Origin of the sequence: Marivivens sp. LCG002 (genome assembly GCF_030264275.1) — a bacterium.
Taxonomy (GTDB): domain Bacteria; phylum Pseudomonadota; class Alphaproteobacteria; order Rhodobacterales; family Rhodobacteraceae; genus Marivivens.
Map to the genome: position 1 here is coordinate 1,329,295 of NZ_CP127165.1, position 16,795 is coordinate 1,346,089.

At 57.8% G+C, this 16,795-nt stretch carries 17 protein-coding genes; 5 read left to right on the plus strand and 12 right to left on the minus strand.

Going from position 1 to position 16,795, the window contains the following annotated elements:
* Positions 1-11 precede the first annotated feature (11 nt).
* On the minus strand, positions 12-809 hold the full coding sequence (locus QQG91_RS06570) for a DUF4198 domain-containing protein (RefSeq protein ID WP_285772169.1): 798 nt from the start codon (positions 807-809) through the stop codon (positions 12-14).
* Here QQG91_RS06570 and QQG91_RS06575 point away from each other — a divergent pair.
* The 3 genes from QQG91_RS06575 (at position 808) to tsf (ending at position 3,873) form a co-directional block, all read left to right on the plus strand.
* Complete coding sequence (locus QQG91_RS06575; protein WP_285772170.1) at positions 808-1,956, plus strand: HupE/UreJ family protein; 1,149 nt, start codon at positions 808-810, stop codon at positions 1,954-1,956. The two genes, QQG91_RS06570 and QQG91_RS06575, sit on opposite strands and share 2 nt — an antisense overlap.
* A 195-nt stretch (positions 1,957-2,151) precedes the next feature.
* Complete coding sequence (rpsB, locus tag QQG91_RS06580) at positions 2,152-2,922, plus strand: 30S ribosomal protein S2 (RefSeq protein WP_285772171.1); 771 nt, start codon at positions 2,152-2,154, stop codon at positions 2,920-2,922.
* 75 nt (positions 2,923-2,997) lie between these two features.
* Complete coding sequence (gene tsf, locus QQG91_RS06585) at positions 2,998-3,873, plus strand: translation elongation factor Ts (protein WP_285772172.1); 876 nt, start codon at positions 2,998-3,000, stop codon at positions 3,871-3,873.
* A gap of 427 nt (positions 3,874-4,300) precedes the next feature.
* Here the strand turns inward: tsf and phoB are convergent, their stop codons facing one another.
* From phoB to QQG91_RS06635, 10 genes are all read right to left on the minus strand, one after another.
* Complete coding sequence (phoB, locus tag QQG91_RS06590; RefSeq protein WP_285772173.1) at positions 4,301-4,987, minus strand: phosphate regulon transcriptional regulator PhoB; 687 nt, start codon at positions 4,985-4,987, stop codon at positions 4,301-4,303.
* Positions 4,984-5,694 (minus strand): phosphate signaling complex protein PhoU, encoded by a 711-nt coding sequence (gene phoU / locus QQG91_RS06595; RefSeq protein ID WP_285772174.1) that lies wholly within the window; start codon positions 5,692-5,694, stop codon positions 4,984-4,986. Before phoU ends, phoB begins: the two co-directional genes overlap by 4 nt.
* A gap of 15 nt (positions 5,695-5,709) precedes the next feature.
* Entirely contained in the window at positions 5,710-6,507 is a 798-nt protein-coding gene (gene pstB / locus QQG91_RS06600) for a phosphate ABC transporter ATP-binding protein PstB (RefSeq protein ID WP_285772175.1), read from the minus strand.
* A 13-nt stretch (positions 6,508-6,520) separates the two neighbouring features.
* Entirely contained in the window at positions 6,521-7,861 is a 1,341-nt protein-coding gene (gene pstA, locus QQG91_RS06605) for a phosphate ABC transporter permease PstA (RefSeq protein WP_285772176.1), read from the minus strand.
* On the minus strand, positions 7,858-9,069 hold the full coding sequence (gene pstC / locus QQG91_RS06610) for a phosphate ABC transporter permease subunit PstC (protein ID WP_502881598.1): 1,212 nt from the start codon (positions 9,067-9,069) through the stop codon (positions 7,858-7,860). Before pstC ends, pstA begins: the two co-directional genes overlap by 4 nt.
* Positions 9,070-9,135: 66 nt before the next feature.
* Positions 9,136-10,170 (minus strand): substrate-binding domain-containing protein, encoded by a 1,035-nt coding sequence (locus QQG91_RS06615; protein ID WP_285772177.1) that lies wholly within the window; start codon positions 10,168-10,170, stop codon positions 9,136-9,138.
* A gap of 125 nt (positions 10,171-10,295) precedes the next feature.
* Positions 10,296-11,336, minus strand: a complete 1,041-nt coding sequence (locus QQG91_RS06620; protein WP_285772178.1) for a sensor histidine kinase — start codon at positions 11,334-11,336, stop codon at positions 10,296-10,298.
* Positions 11,337-11,433: 97 nt separating this feature from the next.
* The gene (locus QQG91_RS06625; RefSeq protein ID WP_285772179.1) at positions 11,434-11,958 is read right to left on the minus strand and encodes a gamma carbonic anhydrase family protein; all 525 of its coding nucleotides are present in this window, start codon (positions 11,956-11,958) and stop codon (positions 11,434-11,436) included.
* On the minus strand, positions 11,955-12,605 hold the full coding sequence (gene gmk, locus QQG91_RS06630; protein ID WP_285772180.1) for a guanylate kinase: 651 nt from the start codon (positions 12,603-12,605) through the stop codon (positions 11,955-11,957). Before gmk ends, QQG91_RS06625 begins: the two co-directional genes overlap by 4 nt.
* Complete coding sequence (locus QQG91_RS06635) at positions 12,606-13,484, minus strand: YicC/YloC family endoribonuclease (protein WP_285772181.1); 879 nt, start codon at positions 13,482-13,484, stop codon at positions 12,606-12,608.
* Between the two features lie 161 nt (positions 13,485-13,645).
* Here QQG91_RS06635 and QQG91_RS06640 point away from each other — a divergent pair, with 161 nt between their 5' ends.
* Complete coding sequence (locus tag QQG91_RS06640; RefSeq protein WP_285772182.1) at positions 13,646-14,197, plus strand: PAS domain-containing protein; 552 nt, start codon at positions 13,646-13,648, stop codon at positions 14,195-14,197.
* Here the strand turns inward: QQG91_RS06640 and QQG91_RS06645 are convergent.
* A complete protein-coding gene (locus QQG91_RS06645; RefSeq protein WP_285772183.1) occupies positions 14,194-15,564 on the minus strand; it encodes a class II 3-deoxy-7-phosphoheptulonate synthase in 1,371 nt (456 codons plus the stop codon). The two genes, QQG91_RS06640 and QQG91_RS06645, sit on opposite strands and share 4 nt — an antisense overlap.
* 214 nt (positions 15,565-15,778) lie before the next feature.
* On the opposite strand from QQG91_RS06645, the gene QQG91_RS06650 reads away from it, so the two are divergent.
* Complete coding sequence (locus QQG91_RS06650; RefSeq protein WP_285772184.1) at positions 15,779-16,789, plus strand: GlxA family transcriptional regulator; 1,011 nt, start codon at positions 15,779-15,781, stop codon at positions 16,787-16,789.
* The last annotated feature ends 6 nt before the right edge of the window (positions 16,790-16,795 follow it).

The window sequence follows — 16,795 nt, forward strand, 5'->3', positions numbered from 1 at the left end:
AAGGGGCTAGATCATTCAGGCACAAAGAACGTCAGGTTCGCCCAGAGCGTTTCCCACATCGCGCTATATTCCGTTGCCACCTCGTCCGAGGGGATCCGAAGCACCACGGCGTCGAGCATATACTCGTGGTTCGGCTTTATGGGGATCGTCGCGATGCCTTGGTCGTCGGTGAGAACGGTTGAAATGCTGACGCTTTCGTCTTCGGCGCGCTCGAACACTTCGATCTGTTCGTTCGCGCGGGGCGCGTTTTGATAGAAAAGCTGCACCTGCATCGGCCCGTCAAGGTCGTAGGGATTGGTCAGTGCCACCAGCTCGGTTTCAAGTCCGATGAGGCGATCCTCGCCCGTGCCGTCCCCCACGGAGACAAGCGATTTGGAGTAACGCGTATAGACTTCGGTGATATTGTCAGCTGACAATCCACGCGCGAGATGGTCTTCGAGCGTGATGCCGAGGGCCTTGTGTTTCAGGAACCTTTCGAACTTTTCAGGCTCCTTATAGGTCAGCTCGGACGGCTTTGACTGATAGACCAGAATATTGAGCCCCTCCGGCAGGCTCGGGGCGTCGAGCGCGGGTTTGTTGCCGAGGCGGGTGTCGACAGCAATGACCTCTTCTCCATTGTAAACATTGAATTCTTCGATCCTGTTGGGGAAGAAGGCAAGCTCCACGCCTTTGAAGCCCTCTCCATTGACAAGGCGGGCCTGCGCCTTAGTCTCATCTTCAATTTGATAATCAACAGGTTCGATCCAGAGTTCATGCGCAAGCGCTGAAAACGGCATTAGAACAAATGAATAGAGGACGAGAAAGCGCATGAAGAATTCCTTTGGTTTCAGTGGCAGGGTGGCACTCAAGTCGCTGGTGTCAACTCTCGTCTTTGTGATGCTTCTGCCTTTTGCAGTCGCGGCCCATGAAGTCATGCCCGCTATTGCCGATATGGAGGCGCAGGGCGACAAGCTGGTCTTTTCGGTCGAAGCCAATCTGGAAGGGATTGTTGCGGGCGTGCACCTTGGCGATGTGACGGATACGAACGAGGCACCACAGGCCGAAGACTACGACCAACTTCGGGCGCTTGAGCCCGAGGCGCTTGCCGCGGCCTTCGAGCAAAGCTGGGACGAAATCGCGCAAAAGATCAACATCAGGGCAGGGGGGGCGACACTCCCCGTGACCCTTGAAGGCGTCTCGGTGCCCGAGGTCGGTGACGTCGATCTCCTGCGAAGCTCCAAATTCGTGTTTTCCGCCGCGCTCCCCACGAGTGCCGAGACGGTAGATTTCCAATGGGCCGAAGAACTTGGCGCGATTGTCATCCGTCAGATGGGTGTTGAAGAGCCTTATGACGCCTATCTTGCGCCCGGTGAAATGACCCAGCCGATCCAGCTTGGGGGCGGCGACCAGATGGGCGCGCTTGAGGCGTTCATGTTCTACGTGCCCGTCGGGTTCGAGCATATCATTCCCTTGGGGCTTGATCATATTCTGTTTGTGCTGGGGCTGTTTTTCCTAAGCACACGGCTCAAGCCGCTGTTGTGGCAGGTTTCGGCCTTTACCCTTGCGCATACGGTGACGCTTGCGCTTGCGGCTTTGGGGTATGTGACCGCGCCCGGCTCGATCGTTGAGCCCTTGATTGCCGCGTCCATCGTCTTTGTCGCGGTCGAGAACATCTTTACCAAAGGTCTCAGCAAATGGCGGCCCTTCGTCGTCTTTGTGTTTGGTCTGTTGCATGGTCTCGGGTTTGCGAGCGTGCTGGGCGAATACGGCCTCCCGAGCGGCAACTTTGTTCCGGCACTCATCGGGTTTAACGTCGGCGTCGAGTTTGGACAGCTTGCGGTGATCCTTGTGGCCTTCCTAGCTGTCGGTCTGTGGTTCGGCCGTAAGGACTGGTATCGCCGGGTGATTTCCATTCCCGCATCAGTCGGAATAGCCTTTGTCGGCGGGTTCTGGTTCCTCGAGCGGACCATTCTCTAGGAAAACCGCGACTTTCTTTTCAAAGTGGCGCTTTTTACTGATCTGACGGCTTGCCAAGGCCCGCAAGTGCAAGTAATGCAGCGCCACTTAACTCCGCAAGCGGGGGCGGGTGCTATGGGGAGAAATCCCATATCATCCACCGGTTGGGCAAACGCCTGATCCCCCGCCGAGGCTAAACCGGAAAGGAATAAAGACATGGCTCTTCCCGAGTTCTCCATGCGTCAGCTCCTTGAAGCTGGCGTTCACTTCGGCCACCAGACCCAGCGCTGGAACCCGAAGATGCAGCAGTACATCTACGGCTCGCGCAACGGCATCCACATCATGGACTTGACCCAGACTGTTCCCATGCTGGACCAGGCTCTGCAGGTTGTTCGTGACACCGTTGCAAAAGGCGGCCGCGTTCTCTTCGTCGGCACCAAGCGTCAGGCCCAGAAGCCGATCGCCGAAGCCGCAGAGAAGTGCGCACAGTATTACATGAACCACCGTTGGCTCGGCGGCACGCTCACCAACTGGCAGACCGTTTCGCAGTCGATCAACCGTCTTAAGGCCATCGACGAAGCTGCAGAGCGTGGCTTTGAAGGTCTCACCAAGAAAGAGCGTCTCGGCATGGAGCGTGAGCAGGGCAAGCTTCAGGCATCGCTCGGCGGCATCCGCGAGATGGGCGGCGTTCCGGATCTTCTCTTCGTCATCGACGTGAACAAGGAAGACCTCGCCATCCTCGAAGCCAAAAAGCTCGGCATTCCGGTTGTTGCAGTTGTCGATACCAACTGCTCGCCCGACGGCGTTGACTATGTCATCCCCGGCAACGACGACGCATCGCGTGCTCTGTCGCTCTACTGCGACCTCGTTGCTCGTGCGGCTCTCGACGGTATGTCGGACCAGCTTTCCAAAGCAGGTGTCGATCTCGGCGCAGTTGAAGAACTGGCTGAAGAAGTTCTCGCCGAAGAAGCTGCTGCTGCCAACTAAGGCGCGCTTTTTCGCAAATCTGATACCGGGCAGGGGTAAGCACTGCCCGGCACCCTCATTTTAAGGAGACGCAAGATGGCTATCACCGCAGCTATGGTGAAAGAACTCCGCGAGTCGACCGGCGCCGGCATGATGGACGCCAAGAAGGCTCTGACTGAAACCGATGGCGATATGGAAGCAGCAGTTGACTGGCTCCGCACCAAAGGTCTCGCTAAAGCAGCCAAGAAGTCGGGCCGCACCGCAGCAGAAGGCCTCGTTGCCGTTGCTGTAAACGGCGGCGTCGGCGTTGCTGTCGAAATCAACTCGGAAACCGACTTCGTTGCGAAGAACGGCGAATTCCAGTCGATGGTTGCTTCGATCGCTGGCGCTGCTGTCAACGTTGCTGACGTCGACGCGCTCAAAGCCGCTGAAATCAACGGCACCGCTGTTGAAACCGTTCTCACCAACGCGATCGCCAAGATCGGTGAAAACATGACTCTGCGCCGTATGGCACGTCTCGAAGGCGAAACCGTTGTGACCTATGTCCACAACGCAGCCGCCGACGGCATGGGCAAAATCGGTGTTCTCGTTGCCATGAACGGCGGCGACGAAGCCTTCGGCCGTCAGGTTGCAATGCACATTGCTGCTGCAAACCCTGCATCGCTTTCCGAAGCTGACCTTGATCCGGCAGTTGTTGAAAAGGAAAAGCAGGTCCAGATGGACATCGCACGTGAATCGGGCAAGCCCGAAGCCGTGATCGAAAAGATGATCGTCGGTCGTATGGCCAAGTTCGTTGCTGAATCGACGCTCCTTGGTCAGGCTTTCGTTGTGAACCCCGATCTGACCGTTGAAGCCGCTGCAAAAGAAGCAGGCGCAACCATCACCGGTTTCGTCCGTCTTGAAGTCGGCGAAGGCATCGAAAAAGAAGCAGACGATTTCGCAGCTGAAGTCGCTCGCATGAACCAGGCCTAATCGCTGGTCCTTTGAATTGGGAACGGCCCGTGCATCTTTGCGCGGGCCGTTTTCTTTTGGGTAAACGAAAAGCGGCGTGATGAGATCACCACGCCGCGCACTCGTTAAAAACCTCAAGATGGGTTGAGGTGGATCGTTCCGACAAAAGCGTCATTGCGCGGTTGTCGTGTCCAACACATGAACGACGGCGTAAAGGCATAGACGTTATGACTAGGCTAGTGACTATATTGACGCTCTTCGCTAAGGGGCGTCACGAACTCGTGAACGTGTCGTCTAAAAGACATCCATGTATCTTGTCAGGGGAACGGCACATTTGATTTTTGGTTTAGAAATCATCGGATAAAGCGACGTTCTTGCGTTTTTGATCGGTTATCAGAACGCATTTAGTTACATAATACATATTATACGTAATACGGATTGAGCAGCGTCAGCCCAAAGAATACCCTGCGCCGCGGACTGTTCTCACGGGATCTTCTCCACCAAACTGCGTCAACGCTTTGCGAAGTCGTCCGACGTGCACGTCGACGGTCCGTGTGTCCACATAGATGTCACGCCCCCACACACGATCGAGCAACTGATCACGCGACCACACCCGACCAGGCTTCTCGATCAATGTCGACAAGAGCCGGAATTCGGTTGGCCCGAGTTTGAGCTGTTCACCGCCGCGCGTGACGCGATGCGTTTCGGCATCAAGCTCGATGTCTTCAAAAGCCAGCACTTGTCCCGCCAAGGTCGGCCTTGCGCGGCGCAATTGTGTTTTGACACGCGCCATAAGCTCGGAAACCGAATACGGTTTGACAACATAGTCGTCGGCACCGGTTTCAAGTCCACGCACGCGGTCGACCTCTTCCGAGCGCGCCGACAGCATGATTACAGGCAAATCGCGTGTCTCGGGTTTGGTCTTGATTTGGCGGCAGATTTCGATCCCCGACACATTGGGAAGCATCCAATCGAGCACAAGCACATCGGGCTTGTCCTCGGACAAAAGCAGTAGACCCTCATCCCCGGTTGCGGCCTCCGAAACACGAAACCCTTGGGATTCAAGGTTATAGACGAGAACCTCACGCTGCGGCGCTTCGTCCTCGATCACAAGAATATGCGGCTTCGGGCTCATGCACCGTCTCCGAAGATGGCGGTCTGATCACCTTTTTGACGGGGTTCTTCGGGCAATTCCCCTGTCACGAGATAGATGATCTGTTCGGACATATTGGTCACAAGATCGCCCATGCGTTCCACATTCTTTGCAATGAAATGCAGGTGCATACAGGCCGTGATGTTACGCGGGTCTTCCATCATGAAGGTCAGGAATTCGCGGAACAGCGCATTATACATTTGGTCGATGTCGTGATCGCGTTGGCGCACGTCTTCGGCCAAGGCCACGTCGCGGCGGACGAATGCATCAAGGGTATCGCGCAGCATTTCCTGAACCTCGCGTGCCATGCGGCGCAAGGCGGCATCCGGCCCGTTGATCTGACGCTGTTCGGCAAGAACATGGGTCCGCTTGGCCATGTTTTTTGCATAGTCTCCAATGCGTTCAAGGCTGGCGCTCACCCGAAGCACAGTCAGGATCGTGCGCAGGTCCTTGGAAACAGGCGCCCGCAGCGCAATGGTGCGTGCCGCTTCCTCGTTGATCTGGAGTTCCAGTGCATCGATGGCCTTGTCCCCTGCCCGCACTTTGTCGGCAAGTTCGGTATCGCGGGTTTCAAGCGATTGTGCACCGAGAAGGATCGCCTCTTCAACAAGCCCCCCCATTTTGATCAGAAGCGCCTGAATGGCCTCAAGGTCGCGGTCGAAAGCTGATGCGATGTGTTGGTCGATCATAATAAGTCCTTAACCTTAACCGATGCGGCCCGAGATATAGCTCTCGGTGCGCGGATCGCGGGGATTGGTGAAAATCTGGCCCGTTTCGCCGAATTCGACGAGATGGCCGAGATGGAAAAACGCGGTTTTCTGGCTCACGCGGGCGGCTTGCTGCATGGAGTGGGTCACGATGACGACCGAGTATTGCGCGCGTAGCTCGTCGATCAGTTCTTCGACCTGAGCGGTCGCAATCGGGTCAAGCGCCGAGCACGGCTCGTCCATCAAGAGCACTTCGGGCTCTGTGGCCACCGCGCGGGCGATGCACAGACGCTGTTGCTGTCCGCCAGAGAGACCTGTGCCGGGAGCGTGAAGGCGATCCTTGACCTCGTCCCAGATCGCACCACGGCGCAGGGCGCGTTCGACGATCTCGTCGAGATCGGACTTGGATTTGGCAAGACCGTGGATGCGCGGACCATAGGCCACGTTGTCATAGATCGATTTGGGGAACGGGTTCGGCTTCTGGAACACCATCCCCACCTTGGCGCGGAGCTGCACAGGATCAACGCGCTTGTCGTAGATGTCTTCGCCGTCGAGACGGATGTCACCCTCGACGCGGCAGATGTCGATTGTGTCGTTCATCCGGTTGAGACAGCGCAGGAACGTCGACTTGCCGCATCCCGAAGGGCCGATAAAGGCGGTGACGGTGCGCGCAGGAAGGTCGATCGACACGTCCTTGATGGCATGGGTGGCGCCGTAATAGACCTGCACGCCTTTGGCTGCGATTTTCGTTTCGTTCATATCGACGGCTCTTTCCATTAGTCGCATGTCGTTCATTTCCGTGTCCTCCTTACCAACGACGCTCGAAACGGCGGCGTAGATAAATCGCGATGGTGTTCATGATCAGAAGGAACACAAGGAGCGTTATGATAGCACCCGAGGCGCGTTCCACAAAACCGGGGTCGGCGCGCTGGGTCCAGTTAAAGACCTGCACAGGCAGTGCGGTCGATGCCTCGCCAAAGAGACCTGCTTCGGGCGTATAGGCGGCTGGGTAATCGCGCACAAAGGCAACCATCCCGATGAGAAGGAGCGGCGCGGTTTCACCAAGCGCTTGGGCCAGACCGATGATCGTGCCCGTGAGAATGCCCGGAGCGGCCAAGGGAAGCACATGGTGGAACACCGACTGCATCTTCGAGGCCCCTACCCCAAGCGCGGCATCACGGATCGAGGGCGGCACCGCCTTGAGCGCGGCACGGGTCGAGATGATGATCGTCGGCAGCGTCATCAGCGTCAGTACAAGCCCCCCAACAAGCGGCGAGGATTGGTTGAGCTGGGCAAAGTTGATGAAGATCGCAAGGCCGAGGATCCCGAACACGATAGAAGGCACGGCGGCAAGGTTCGAGATGTTCACTTCGATGAGGTCGGTCCAGCGGTTTTTCGGCGCGAATTCTTCGAGATAGACGGAAGCGGCAACCCCGATGGGAAGCGCAAGCACCAGAACAACGATCATCATATAGGCCGAGCCGAGGATCGCGACGCCAAGGCCAGCGGCTTCGGGGCGTTGGTCGGAGGCATCGGGCGCGGTGAGAAAGGCCCAGTTGAACTTGGTTTCCGCATAGCCCGCGTCCGCCAGAGCCTGTGCGAGCATAAGCGCCTCGGGCGAAGTGTTGCCGTCGAGGGCGGCACTTTCAAGGGTGACCCGCCCTTTGAAATAGCCGTCGATGCGCCCTTCGGCGAGGATACTGAAAGACTGGGTGGTGCCGACGATCTCGGGGTTGGCGAGAACGGCATTGCGGACCGTTGCGGCGGCTTCTTTGGAAATAAGACCTCCGATGGCCTTTTTGTCGAGTGTGGTCTCGATCCCTGCCTTTTCGATCGCGCTCTCGAGTGCTGCGGTCAGAACGGGAGCATACCCGATGGTCGTGACCTTTTTCATGACCTCGAGATCGCGGGTTCCCGATTTGTCGAGTTTGGCTTCGGGCAATTCGATGTCGAGTTCGAAATAGGTCTGCTTGAAGGCACTGGAACCATTGAAGATCACCGAGGTGAGGAGCACCACAAGGGCAAGCAAAGCCACGGCGATAGCGGCCACGCCATAGGCCTTGAAGCGGGCTTCGGCGGCGTTGCGCTTGCGGGTGCGGGCATCGGTCTCGAGCAGCGAGCGGCCGAGGTTTTGGGTCTGGTCGGTCATTCGTACTGCTCCTGATATTTGCGCACGATAAAGAGCGCAAAGACGTTAAGCCCGAGCGTGAGAACAAAGAGCGTCATGCCGAGCGCAAAGGCGACCAGCGTTTCGGGGCTATTGAAATCGGTGTCACCCGTCAGCTGGCTTACGATTTTCACGGTCACGGTCGTCATGGCTTCGAAGGGGTTCATCGAAAGGCGGGCGGCCGCCCCTGCCCCGAGCACAACGATCATCGTTTCGCCGATGGCGCGTGACGCGGCAAGAAGGATCGCACCGACCACACCGGGAAGCGCGGCAGGAAGCACCACTTGACGGATCGTTTCGGATTTGGTCGCACCAAGCCCGAGCGAGCCGTCGCGGAGCGACTGGGGCACGGCTGTGATGATGTCATCCGAAAGCGAGCTGACAAAGGGAATGAGCATGATGCCCATGACAAGGCCCGCGGTCATGACAGAGGAGGCGCTGTCGCCAAATCCAAGCGGCGAGGCAATTGCATCGCGCAACAGCGGGCCCACTGTGATCAGAGCAAAAAGACCATAAACGATGGTCGGAATACCGGCGAGAACCTCGATCGCGGGTTTCACGATGGCGCGGGCCTTGGGGCCTGCGTATTCCGAAAGATAGATCGCGGCAAAGAGCCCGATCGGCACGGAAAAGACCAATGCGATGAAAGAGATATAAAGCGTGCCCCAAAGGAGCGGGAGAATACCCAAAGCAGAGTCGCCGCGGAAGTTCGGGGACCATTCTGCAGAGAAAAAGAACTTGGTCGCGTCATACTGCCCGAAGAAGGCAAAGCTTTCGCGCAGCATCGAAAAGACGATCCCGACCGTGGTCAGAATAGCGATACTTGACGCGGTGATCAAAGCGCCACGGATCCAGCGTTCGGAGGCGGTGCGGGCATTGTAGTCGGGTTTCACGTTGTTGATCGCAACACCGACGAAAAGACCTGCGACGACCGAAACGGCAATCGGGAAAAGGTTCGCGTTCTGGGGTTGGAACAGAGCGCTGTCAAAGCGCGCCGCGATCCGATCCGCGAGAAGCCACAGGACCATAAGACCGAAGCCCGGCAAAAGAGCCGAAAGCGCGGCATTGAGACCATATTGATGCGGCAGAGATGCAAGCCGTCCCGTCAAGCGGTTGGCCTTGCCCTTGGCAACAAAATACCCCGCGCCGGTGAGGAACAGGGTTGCGATAAGTGTCGGTGTTAAAGGCAGCACGCGAAATCCTCGTGGCGTGAGTTGGCAGAGAGGGACAATCCCTCTCTACCAGATTCGTCGGTCTTATTGACCCATAACTGCGCGGTTTGCGACAGCTTCTTGGGTCGCGGCAAGTTCGGGGTCCGAAACAAGGCCGTATTCGGCAAGCGGGCCATCGGGGCCGGCCATATCGTCCGAGACGAAGAAGTCGGCGAATTCCTGAAGACCGGGGATGACGTCAAGGTGTGCCGCTTTGATGTAGAAGTAGAGCGGACGCGAGACAGGGTAATCCCCCGTCGAGATGCTTTCGACCGAAGGCACAACGTCGTTGATGGTCGCAACCTGAAGCTTGTCGGTGTTGTTCTCGTAGAAGGACAGACCGAACACGCCGATGCCGTTGTTGTCGGCTTCGATGCGGGCAAGGGTTTCGGTGTAATCGCCGTCGATGTCGACCGAGAGACCATCGGTGCGGATCGCCATGCAAGCGCCTTCGGCTGCATCTTCGTCGCCGCCGTTGATCTGGAGGATGGCTTCCATTGCGCCCGAGTCTTCACAGCCCTGAAGGATCACTTTTTCTTCGAACACTTCACGGGTGCCGTGCTTGGTGCCGGGGATAAAGGCCATGATCGGCTGATCGGCGAGGTTTGCGTTGACCTGCGACCAGTTGGTGTTCGGGTTAGCAACCATTGCGCCATCGACGGGGAGCTCGGCTGCAAGCGCGTTGTACCAATCGGCAGGGGTAAAGGCGAACGAGTTGCCGTTGATGTCGGATGCGAAAACGATACCGTCATAGCCGATGCGCACTTCGACGATGTCGGTGACGCCAGCTTCGGCACAAGCAGCAATTTCGGAGTCTTTGATTTTGCGCGATGCATTGGCGATATCGATGGTGTTCTCGCCTACGCCTTCACAAAAGCGCTTGAGACCTGCCGAGGAACCACCCGATTCAACAACCGGAGTAGCGAAGTCGAAGTTTTCGCCGAACGCTTCTGCAACGATCGAAGCATAAGGAAGAACGGTGGAAGAACCAGCAACCTGAACGTTGTCACGGGCAGCGGCAGCAGTGGCGGTAACGGCAGCGATCGCCAGCGACGATGCGGTCAGTTTGAAGAGCGACATGTAAAACTCCTGTCTATCAACTTGCGAAGGCGCCTCTCGCGTCCTTCGATGTGGCCCGTTTAGGCCGCGTTGAGGAACCTTTTGTGACAGTTATGTAAGAGTTTTATGACACCGCACTTTTTTCGTTAAGCGCTCGGCAAAATCACTTTGAAGATCGACCCCTTGCCGACCTCACTGGTGATCCTGAAGCGGCCGCGATGACGGCTAACGATATGTTTTACAATGGCAAGTCCAAGTCCCGTGCCCCCAACCTCGCGCGAGCGGTGGGAATCCACACGATAGAACCTTTCGGTCAATCTCGGGATATGGTGGCCTTCGATCCCCTCGCCATAATCCTGCACCGAGAGGACGATTCCCTCTGTTTGTAACAATGGATGAATCGCAGGGCCGTCGAGTCGGATATCTACGGGTTTTGCATTGCCGCCGTATTTGATCGCGTTCTCGATCAGATTGCTCAGAACTTGTCTGAGCTGATCTGCATCCGCAGGAACAATGCGCTCGTCGTTCGGAAGATGGAGCCGCAATTCGACATCGGCCCGCTCGGCCATGGGAGAGAGGTTTTGCGCAACGGAACGCACAAGGGCGACCAGATCGACGGGTTCCTTGGGGCGTCTGCGCTCGTTTTCCTCGACGCGCGACAGTGACAGAAGATCGTCGACGAGCTTGGTCATACGGCCTGCCTCTCGCTCCATGATCCCGAGAAAGCGGTCCCGCGCTTTTGCATCATCCTTGGCCGGACCGCGCAGCGTTTCGATAAAGCCGACCATTGCGGTCAGAGGTGTGCGCAGCTCGTGGCTCAGGTTGGCGACAAACTGGCGACGCATTTCACCTGCGCTGGCAAGCGGGGAAAGATCCTCGAACGTCAAAAGGACACCGTCCGCGGCCTTTTCACCGATTCCCCGCACATAAATGAGATAGTTGTGATCCGACCCCTGCCCGCGCACCACGTAATGTGCCTCGCGCGGTTCACCGTCTTTGAGCGAATTATCGACGGCTTCGATGACCGAAGGCTGGCGCAATGCAGTGTAGAAATGGCTCCCCACCACATTCTGCCCCAAGAGTTCGAGCGCTGCGGCATTGGCGGCTGTGACCCGATGCGGGCGCTCGATCAGGATCGCAGCGTGGGGAATACCGTGAATGATCATGCGGGCGAGCTCGAGTTCCATAAACCGATCCTTTCATAGAACGACAAACCCTTGGACGGCAAGCGCCCAAGGTTTCCCGCCTTTATGGCAAGGCTAAGTTATGGAAATGTGACAGTTTCTATTCGAGCGGAATAAGCCCGTTGCGGAAACGCTCGGCGTTCCTTTGATAGCTCAGGGCCGATTTCTCGAGCTTGGCGATGGTTTCCGCGTCAAGGGCGCGCACCACTTTGCCCGGTGCCCCCATGACGAGAAAACCGTCGGGGATCACTTTGCCTTCGGTGATCATGGCCCCTGCCCCGATCAGACAGTTCTTACCGACCACAGCGCCGTTCATCACCATGGCGCCCATGCCGATCAGGGAATTGTCGCCAATGGTGCAGCCATGGAGCATGGCTTTGTGCCCGATGGTGACATTGCGCCCGATGGTCAAGGGAAAGCCCATGTCCGTGTGAAAGACGCAGTTTTCCTGCACGTTGCTGCCTTCACCGATGGTCAGCATTTCATTGTCGCCGCGCAGGGTGCAGCCGAACCAGACCGAGGCTTTGGACGCGAGCGTCACCTTGCCGATGAGATGCGCACCAGGGGCAACCCATGCGTCCTCGGCGATCTCTGGGCGATGGCCTTCGAATTCGTAAAGCATCATTTCCCCTCGTATTCTTTGTTCAGACGGCGCACGAAGTCGGTCAGATGCGGCTGGCGCTCGCGGCGGAGCCGCTCGGCGCTCAGGATGGTGCGCAGTTCCTCTTCGCAGCGGTCAAGGTCGTCGTTGACAAGCACATAGTCATATTCGGCCCAATGGCTCACTTCGGCAAGGCTCTTGGACATGCGCCCGTTGATCACCTCGTCGCTGTCCTGCCCGCGCGAGCGCAGACGGTGCTCCAGCTCGACCATCGAAGGCGGCAGGATAAAGATCGAGATGACGTCTTTGCCGAGGCTGGAGTTTCTGATCTGTTGGCCGCCCTGCCAGTCGATGTCGAAGAGCGTGTCGTTGCCCGCAAGCATCGCGGCTTCTACGGGGCCGCGCGGGGTGCCGTAGAAATTGCCGAAGACTTCGGCGTGTTCCAGCATCTCGCCTTTCGACACCATCTCTTCAAAAGCCTCTCGGGTGCGGAAATAGTACTCGCGACCGTCCTCTTCCCCCGGACGCGGCGCGCGCGTGGTCGCCGAGACGGAAAAACGGATCGAGGGGTCCCATTTTCTCAGACGCGTGGTCAGGGTCGATTTCCCTGCGCCCGAGGGCGACGAGACGATAATCAAAAGGCCGCGACGGTTCTGCACTTGGGACATCATTTACTCCACATTCTGGATTTGCTCGCGCATCTGGTCGATGACCGCCTTGAGGTCAAGCCCGATCGCGGTCAGACCCTTGGCCTGTGACTTGGAGCAGAGCGTATTTGCCTCGCGGTTGAATTCCTGCGCGAGAAAGTCAAGCTTGCGTCCCGAAGCGGCATTGCTTGCCACAAGATCACGCGCCGCATTGATATGGGCGCGCAATCGGTCGAGCTCTTCCGTCACATCCGCCTTTACGGCCAGCAGAGCGATTTCTTGGGCGACGCGCGTCTCGTCCACATCCCCAAGGGCCTCTCGCACAGAGGCAAGCGATTTGCGAAGCGCGGCGATATGTTCGGCAGAACGCGCCGCAAGCTCGTCACTTGCGGCCTGAACACATGTCTCGATCTGCGAAAGCTGGCCGAGAATAACGCTCGCAAGCTGTTTGCCTTCGGCGGCGCGCATCTCGACAAAGGCCGCAAGCGCGGTTTCGAAATCGGCCAGCACAGCGGCTTTGAGCGCTTCGGGTTCCTCTTGTTCCGCTGCCATGACAAGGACGCCGCGCTGCGAGAGGACATCAGCAGCGGTCGGCTGGGCCAAGGTGACGCCCATTTCAAAGGCCCGTTCCTGCACTTGATCAAGCGCTTTCAAAACGGCGATCATCGCGGTTTCGTCGACCCGAAAGCCCGCATCGCCCTCGCCTTGGCTTAGACGCAGGTTCACCGAGAGATTCCCGCGCGACAGGGTTTCGCTCAGCCTTTTGCGCACCAGAATTTCCAGTCCGTCGATGCTGTCGGGAAGACGCAAACGAAGATCCAGCCCGCGCCCGTTGACGCTGCGGATCTCCCAGACCCACGAGGTGCGTCCCAAAGCGCCTGAAATGCTTGAAAATCCTGTCATCGAGTGCATGCGGCCGCTCCACTTTTTTCGTCATGCCCACCTAGCCGCAAACGCCGTGTTTGGGCAACCCGGGTTGCCATACGTTAACCCCTTAACACTTTATTAGTCGTATCGATGCAGGACGCGATTTAAGTGTGAAGAAAGAGTTAAGGGATTGCGCCATGCCGATGACACCCCATCCGACCGAGGACATTCAGGACGCCAAAGTCCTTATGACGCTTGAAACCTATTGGAGAGCGCTTGCGGTCTCGCGGCGGCTTCCTGCGCGCACTCAAGTCGATCCCCGCGACATCGACCAAGCGCTTCCCTACTCGATGATCCTTGAAGAGGTCTGTTCGGGCATAGCGAGGATTCGTGTTGCAGGACAAAAGGTTGCGAGCCGTTTTGACTTCGACACGCGCGGAATGACGCTCGGCGCTCTCTTTGCGCCCGAGGCGGCGCCGAGGCTCCAAGAGCTGACCGCCGAGGCCTTTGCACGACCTGCCTTGGTGTCGGCTCCGCTTACCATGGGGGGCGAGTTGCTTCTTTTGCCGCTTGAAGATCGCTTCGGGGCCCCGACGCGGGCCCTGTGCGGTGTGTCCTTCGGAACAGCCGACGGACTGCTGGCCTTTGATCCCGAGCAACCCTTGCGCATCGTTCCTGTCGACGAGGCCCTGCAAAACAAAAGGCCGACCCAGAGGCCGGCCCTTCGATTGGTTGTGAACAACGCTTAGGCGGAAGCGGCGGCCATCATGCTGGAACGGCGCGCGGACAGCTCCTCTGCCACAAGGAAGGCAAGCTCCAGCGACTGCGATGCGTTGAGACGCGGATCGCAAGCGGTGTGGTAACGATCGCTCAGATCTTCATCCGTCACAGCGCGCACGCCGCCTGTGCATTCGGTCACGTCCTTACCCGTCATTTCGAAGTGAACGCCGCCGGGGATCGAGCCTTCGGCGTTGTGAACGGCAAAGAATTCGCGCACTTCGCGCAGCACGCTGTCGAACGGACGGGTTTTGTAACCCGTCGAGGACTTGATCGTGTTGCCGTGCATCGGATCGCAGGTCCAGACAACGTTGGCGCCCTCTTCCTGAACGGCTTTGATGAGGCGCGGCAGATGCTCGCCCACATTACCAGCGCCGAAACGCGCGATCAGCGTGAGACGACCCGCTTCGTTCTTGGGGTTGAGCGATGCCATAAGCGACTTGAGGTGTCCCGAGGTCATCGACGGTCCGCACTTGAGACCGATGGGGTTCTGGACGCCTTTGCAGAATTCGACATGTGCGCCGTCGGGCTGACGGGTGCGGTCGCCGATCCAGATCATGTGCCCCGACCCTGCAAGCCAGTTGCCCGAAGTCGAGTCGAGACGGCACAGCGCCTCTTCGTATTCAAGAAGGAGCGCTTCGTGGCTGGTGAAGAAGTCCACAGTCTGCATCGCGTGTGCAGCTTCGGCGCGGATGCCAGCGGCCTCCATAAAGTCGAGCGTGTCGCTGATGCGGTTTGCCAGCTCGCGATATTTCTCTGCCTCAGGGGACGCAGTAAAGCCGAGCGTCCACGAGTGCACCTTGTGCAGATCGGCATAGCCGCCGGTCGAGAAGGCGCGAAGAAGGTTCAGCGTCGCTGCGGCTTGGGTATAGGCCTGAAGCATACGGTCGGCATCGGGGATGCGGGCCTCGGGGGTGAAGTCGAAGCCGTTGACGATATCACCGCGATAGCTGGGAAGCTCGACGCCGTCGATCACTTCGGTCGGGGCCGAGCGCGGCTTGGCCATCTGGCCTGCCATGCGGCCGACTTTGACGACGGGCACCTTTGCGCCATAGGTCAGAACCATGGCCATCTGGAGCATCACCTTGAAGGTGTCACGGATATTGTCGGCACTGAATTCGGCAAAGCTCTCGGCGCAGTCGCCCCCCTGAAGAAGGAAGGCCTCGCCGCGCGAAACGGCGGCCAGCTTGGATTTGAGGTTACGCGCCTCGCCTGCAAAGACCAAGGGCGGATAGCTTGCAAGCTTCGCTTCTACAGCGTTCAGCTTTGCCTCGTCCGTATACTCGGGCATCTGAACCCGGGGCTTGGCGCGCCAGTCAGATTTTTGCCACTCGGTCATTGTCTTGCTCCGTCATCATAAAAACATAAAGTGATACCGCTATCGCGGCACCGTTTGATCCTATAAAACGGGTTTAATTTGAAGACCAATGTTCAGTTTGGTTAATTGTATTCCCGAAAAAATTAAGAATAGCCCGAAAACGACACCCCTTGCCGTTTGCGTGCAAACAGTGTTTCGCTCTTTGCGCATCCAGTTTTTCAAGTGAGTCTCGTGCATGGAAATCGAACCGCAGATAGTCGAGGTCAAAGCGCCCGCCAAAGCGAAACGCTTTTACTTCATCTTGCTCGACCGATTTACGATGTTGTCGTTTTCCTGCGCCGTCGAATGTCTTCGGATCGCCAACCGCATGTCCGGCAAGAAGCTCTATGACTGGAAGCTTTGCGGCGAAACTGCAGGGCACGTTACCTGTTCCAACGGGGCCGAATTCCGTCTGGACGGTGAGCTTCCCGAAGTCCAGCGCGAGGATGTCATTGTGATCTGCGGCGGGATCGACGTTCAGACTGCCACCACCAAAAAGCTTGTCGGTTGGCTGCGCCGCGAAGCGCGCAAGGGCGGCAAGATCGGCGGGCTTTGCACCGCGTCCTACAGCTTGGCCAAAGCGGGGCTTCTCGACGGAAAGAAGGCCACGATCCACTGGGAGAATCAGGACAGCTTTATCGAGGAATTCGAGGACGTTAACCTGACCAAATCGGTATTCGTGGTGGACGGAAACCGTCTGACGACTGCGGGCGGCACCTCGTCTATCGACCTCTTCATCAAATTGATCGCCGATGAACATGGTGAAGATCTTGCCAATGCGGTGGCGGACCAGCTGATCTATTCGTCAATCAGAACCGACCAAGACACCCAGCGGCTTTCGATCCCGACCCGTATCGGTGTGCGCCACCCCAAGCTCAGCCGTGTCATCCAGATGATGGAAAAGAACATCGAAGAGCCGATAAGCCCTGCGATTCTTGCCAAAGACGTGGGCATGTCGACACGCCAGCTCGAGCGTTTGTTCCGCAAATACCTCATCCGCAGCCCCAAGCGCTATTACATGGAGCTTCGCTTGCAAAAAGCGCGGAACCTCTTGATGCAGACCGATATGAGCGTGATCAACGTCGCCCTCGCCTGCGGTTTCGCGTCACCGTCGCATTTCTCCAAATGCTATCGCGCGCATTACAACACGACGCCTTATCGCGAGCGCGGAAGCCACGCGAGCAAGGACGACGAGTTCGAGGAATAAGCGGAT

What these genes read in the sequence shown, in the direction of transcription:
- QQG91_RS06575 (WP_285772170.1), top strand. Translation starts at nt 808, where the DNA reads ATGAAGAATTCCTTTGGTTTCAGTGGCAGGGTGGCACTCAAGTCGCTG.
- QQG91_RS06570 (WP_285772169.1), bottom strand. Translation starts at nt 809, where the DNA reads ATGCGCTTTCTCGTCCTCTATTCATTTGTTCTAATGCCGTTTTCAGCG.
- rpsB (WP_285772171.1), top strand. Translation starts at nt 2,152, where the DNA reads ATGGCTCTTCCCGAGTTCTCCATGCGTCAGCTCCTTGAAGCTGGCGTT.
- tsf (WP_285772172.1), top strand. Translation starts at nt 2,998, where the DNA reads ATGGCTATCACCGCAGCTATGGTGAAAGAACTCCGCGAGTCGACCGGC.
- phoB (WP_285772173.1), bottom strand. Translation starts at nt 4,987, where the DNA reads ATGAGCCCGAAGCCGCATATTCTTGTGATCGAGGACGAAGCGCCGCAG.
- phoU (WP_285772174.1), bottom strand. Translation starts at nt 5,694, where the DNA reads ATGATCGACCAACACATCGCATCAGCTTTCGACCGCGACCTTGAGGCC.
- pstB (WP_285772175.1), bottom strand. Translation starts at nt 6,507, where the DNA reads ATGAACGACATGCGACTAATGGAAAGAGCCGTCGATATGAACGAAACG.
- pstA (WP_285772176.1), bottom strand. Translation starts at nt 7,861, where the DNA reads ATGACCGACCAGACCCAAAACCTCGGCCGCTCGCTGCTCGAGACCGAT.
- QQG91_RS06615 (WP_285772177.1), bottom strand. Translation starts at nt 10,170, where the DNA reads ATGTCGCTCTTCAAACTGACCGCATCGTCGCTGGCGATCGCTGCCGTT.
- QQG91_RS06620 (WP_285772178.1), bottom strand. Translation starts at nt 11,336, where the DNA reads ATGGAACTCGAGCTCGCCCGCATGATCATTCACGGTATTCCCCACGCT.
- QQG91_RS06625 (WP_285772179.1), bottom strand. Translation starts at nt 11,958, where the DNA reads ATGATGCTTTACGAATTCGAAGGCCATCGCCCAGAGATCGCCGAGGAC.
- gmk (WP_285772180.1), bottom strand. Translation starts at nt 12,605, where the DNA reads ATGATGTCCCAAGTGCAGAACCGTCGCGGCCTTTTGATTATCGTCTCG.
- QQG91_RS06635 (WP_285772181.1), bottom strand. Translation starts at nt 13,484, where the DNA reads ATGACAGGATTTTCAAGCATTTCAGGCGCTTTGGGACGCACCTCGTGG.
- QQG91_RS06640 (WP_285772182.1), top strand. Translation starts at nt 13,646, where the DNA reads ATGCCGATGACACCCCATCCGACCGAGGACATTCAGGACGCCAAAGTC.
- QQG91_RS06645 (WP_285772183.1), bottom strand. Translation starts at nt 15,564, where the DNA reads ATGACCGAGTGGCAAAAATCTGACTGGCGCGCCAAGCCCCGGGTTCAG.
- QQG91_RS06650 (WP_285772184.1), top strand. Translation starts at nt 15,779, where the DNA reads ATGGAAATCGAACCGCAGATAGTCGAGGTCAAAGCGCCCGCCAAAGCG.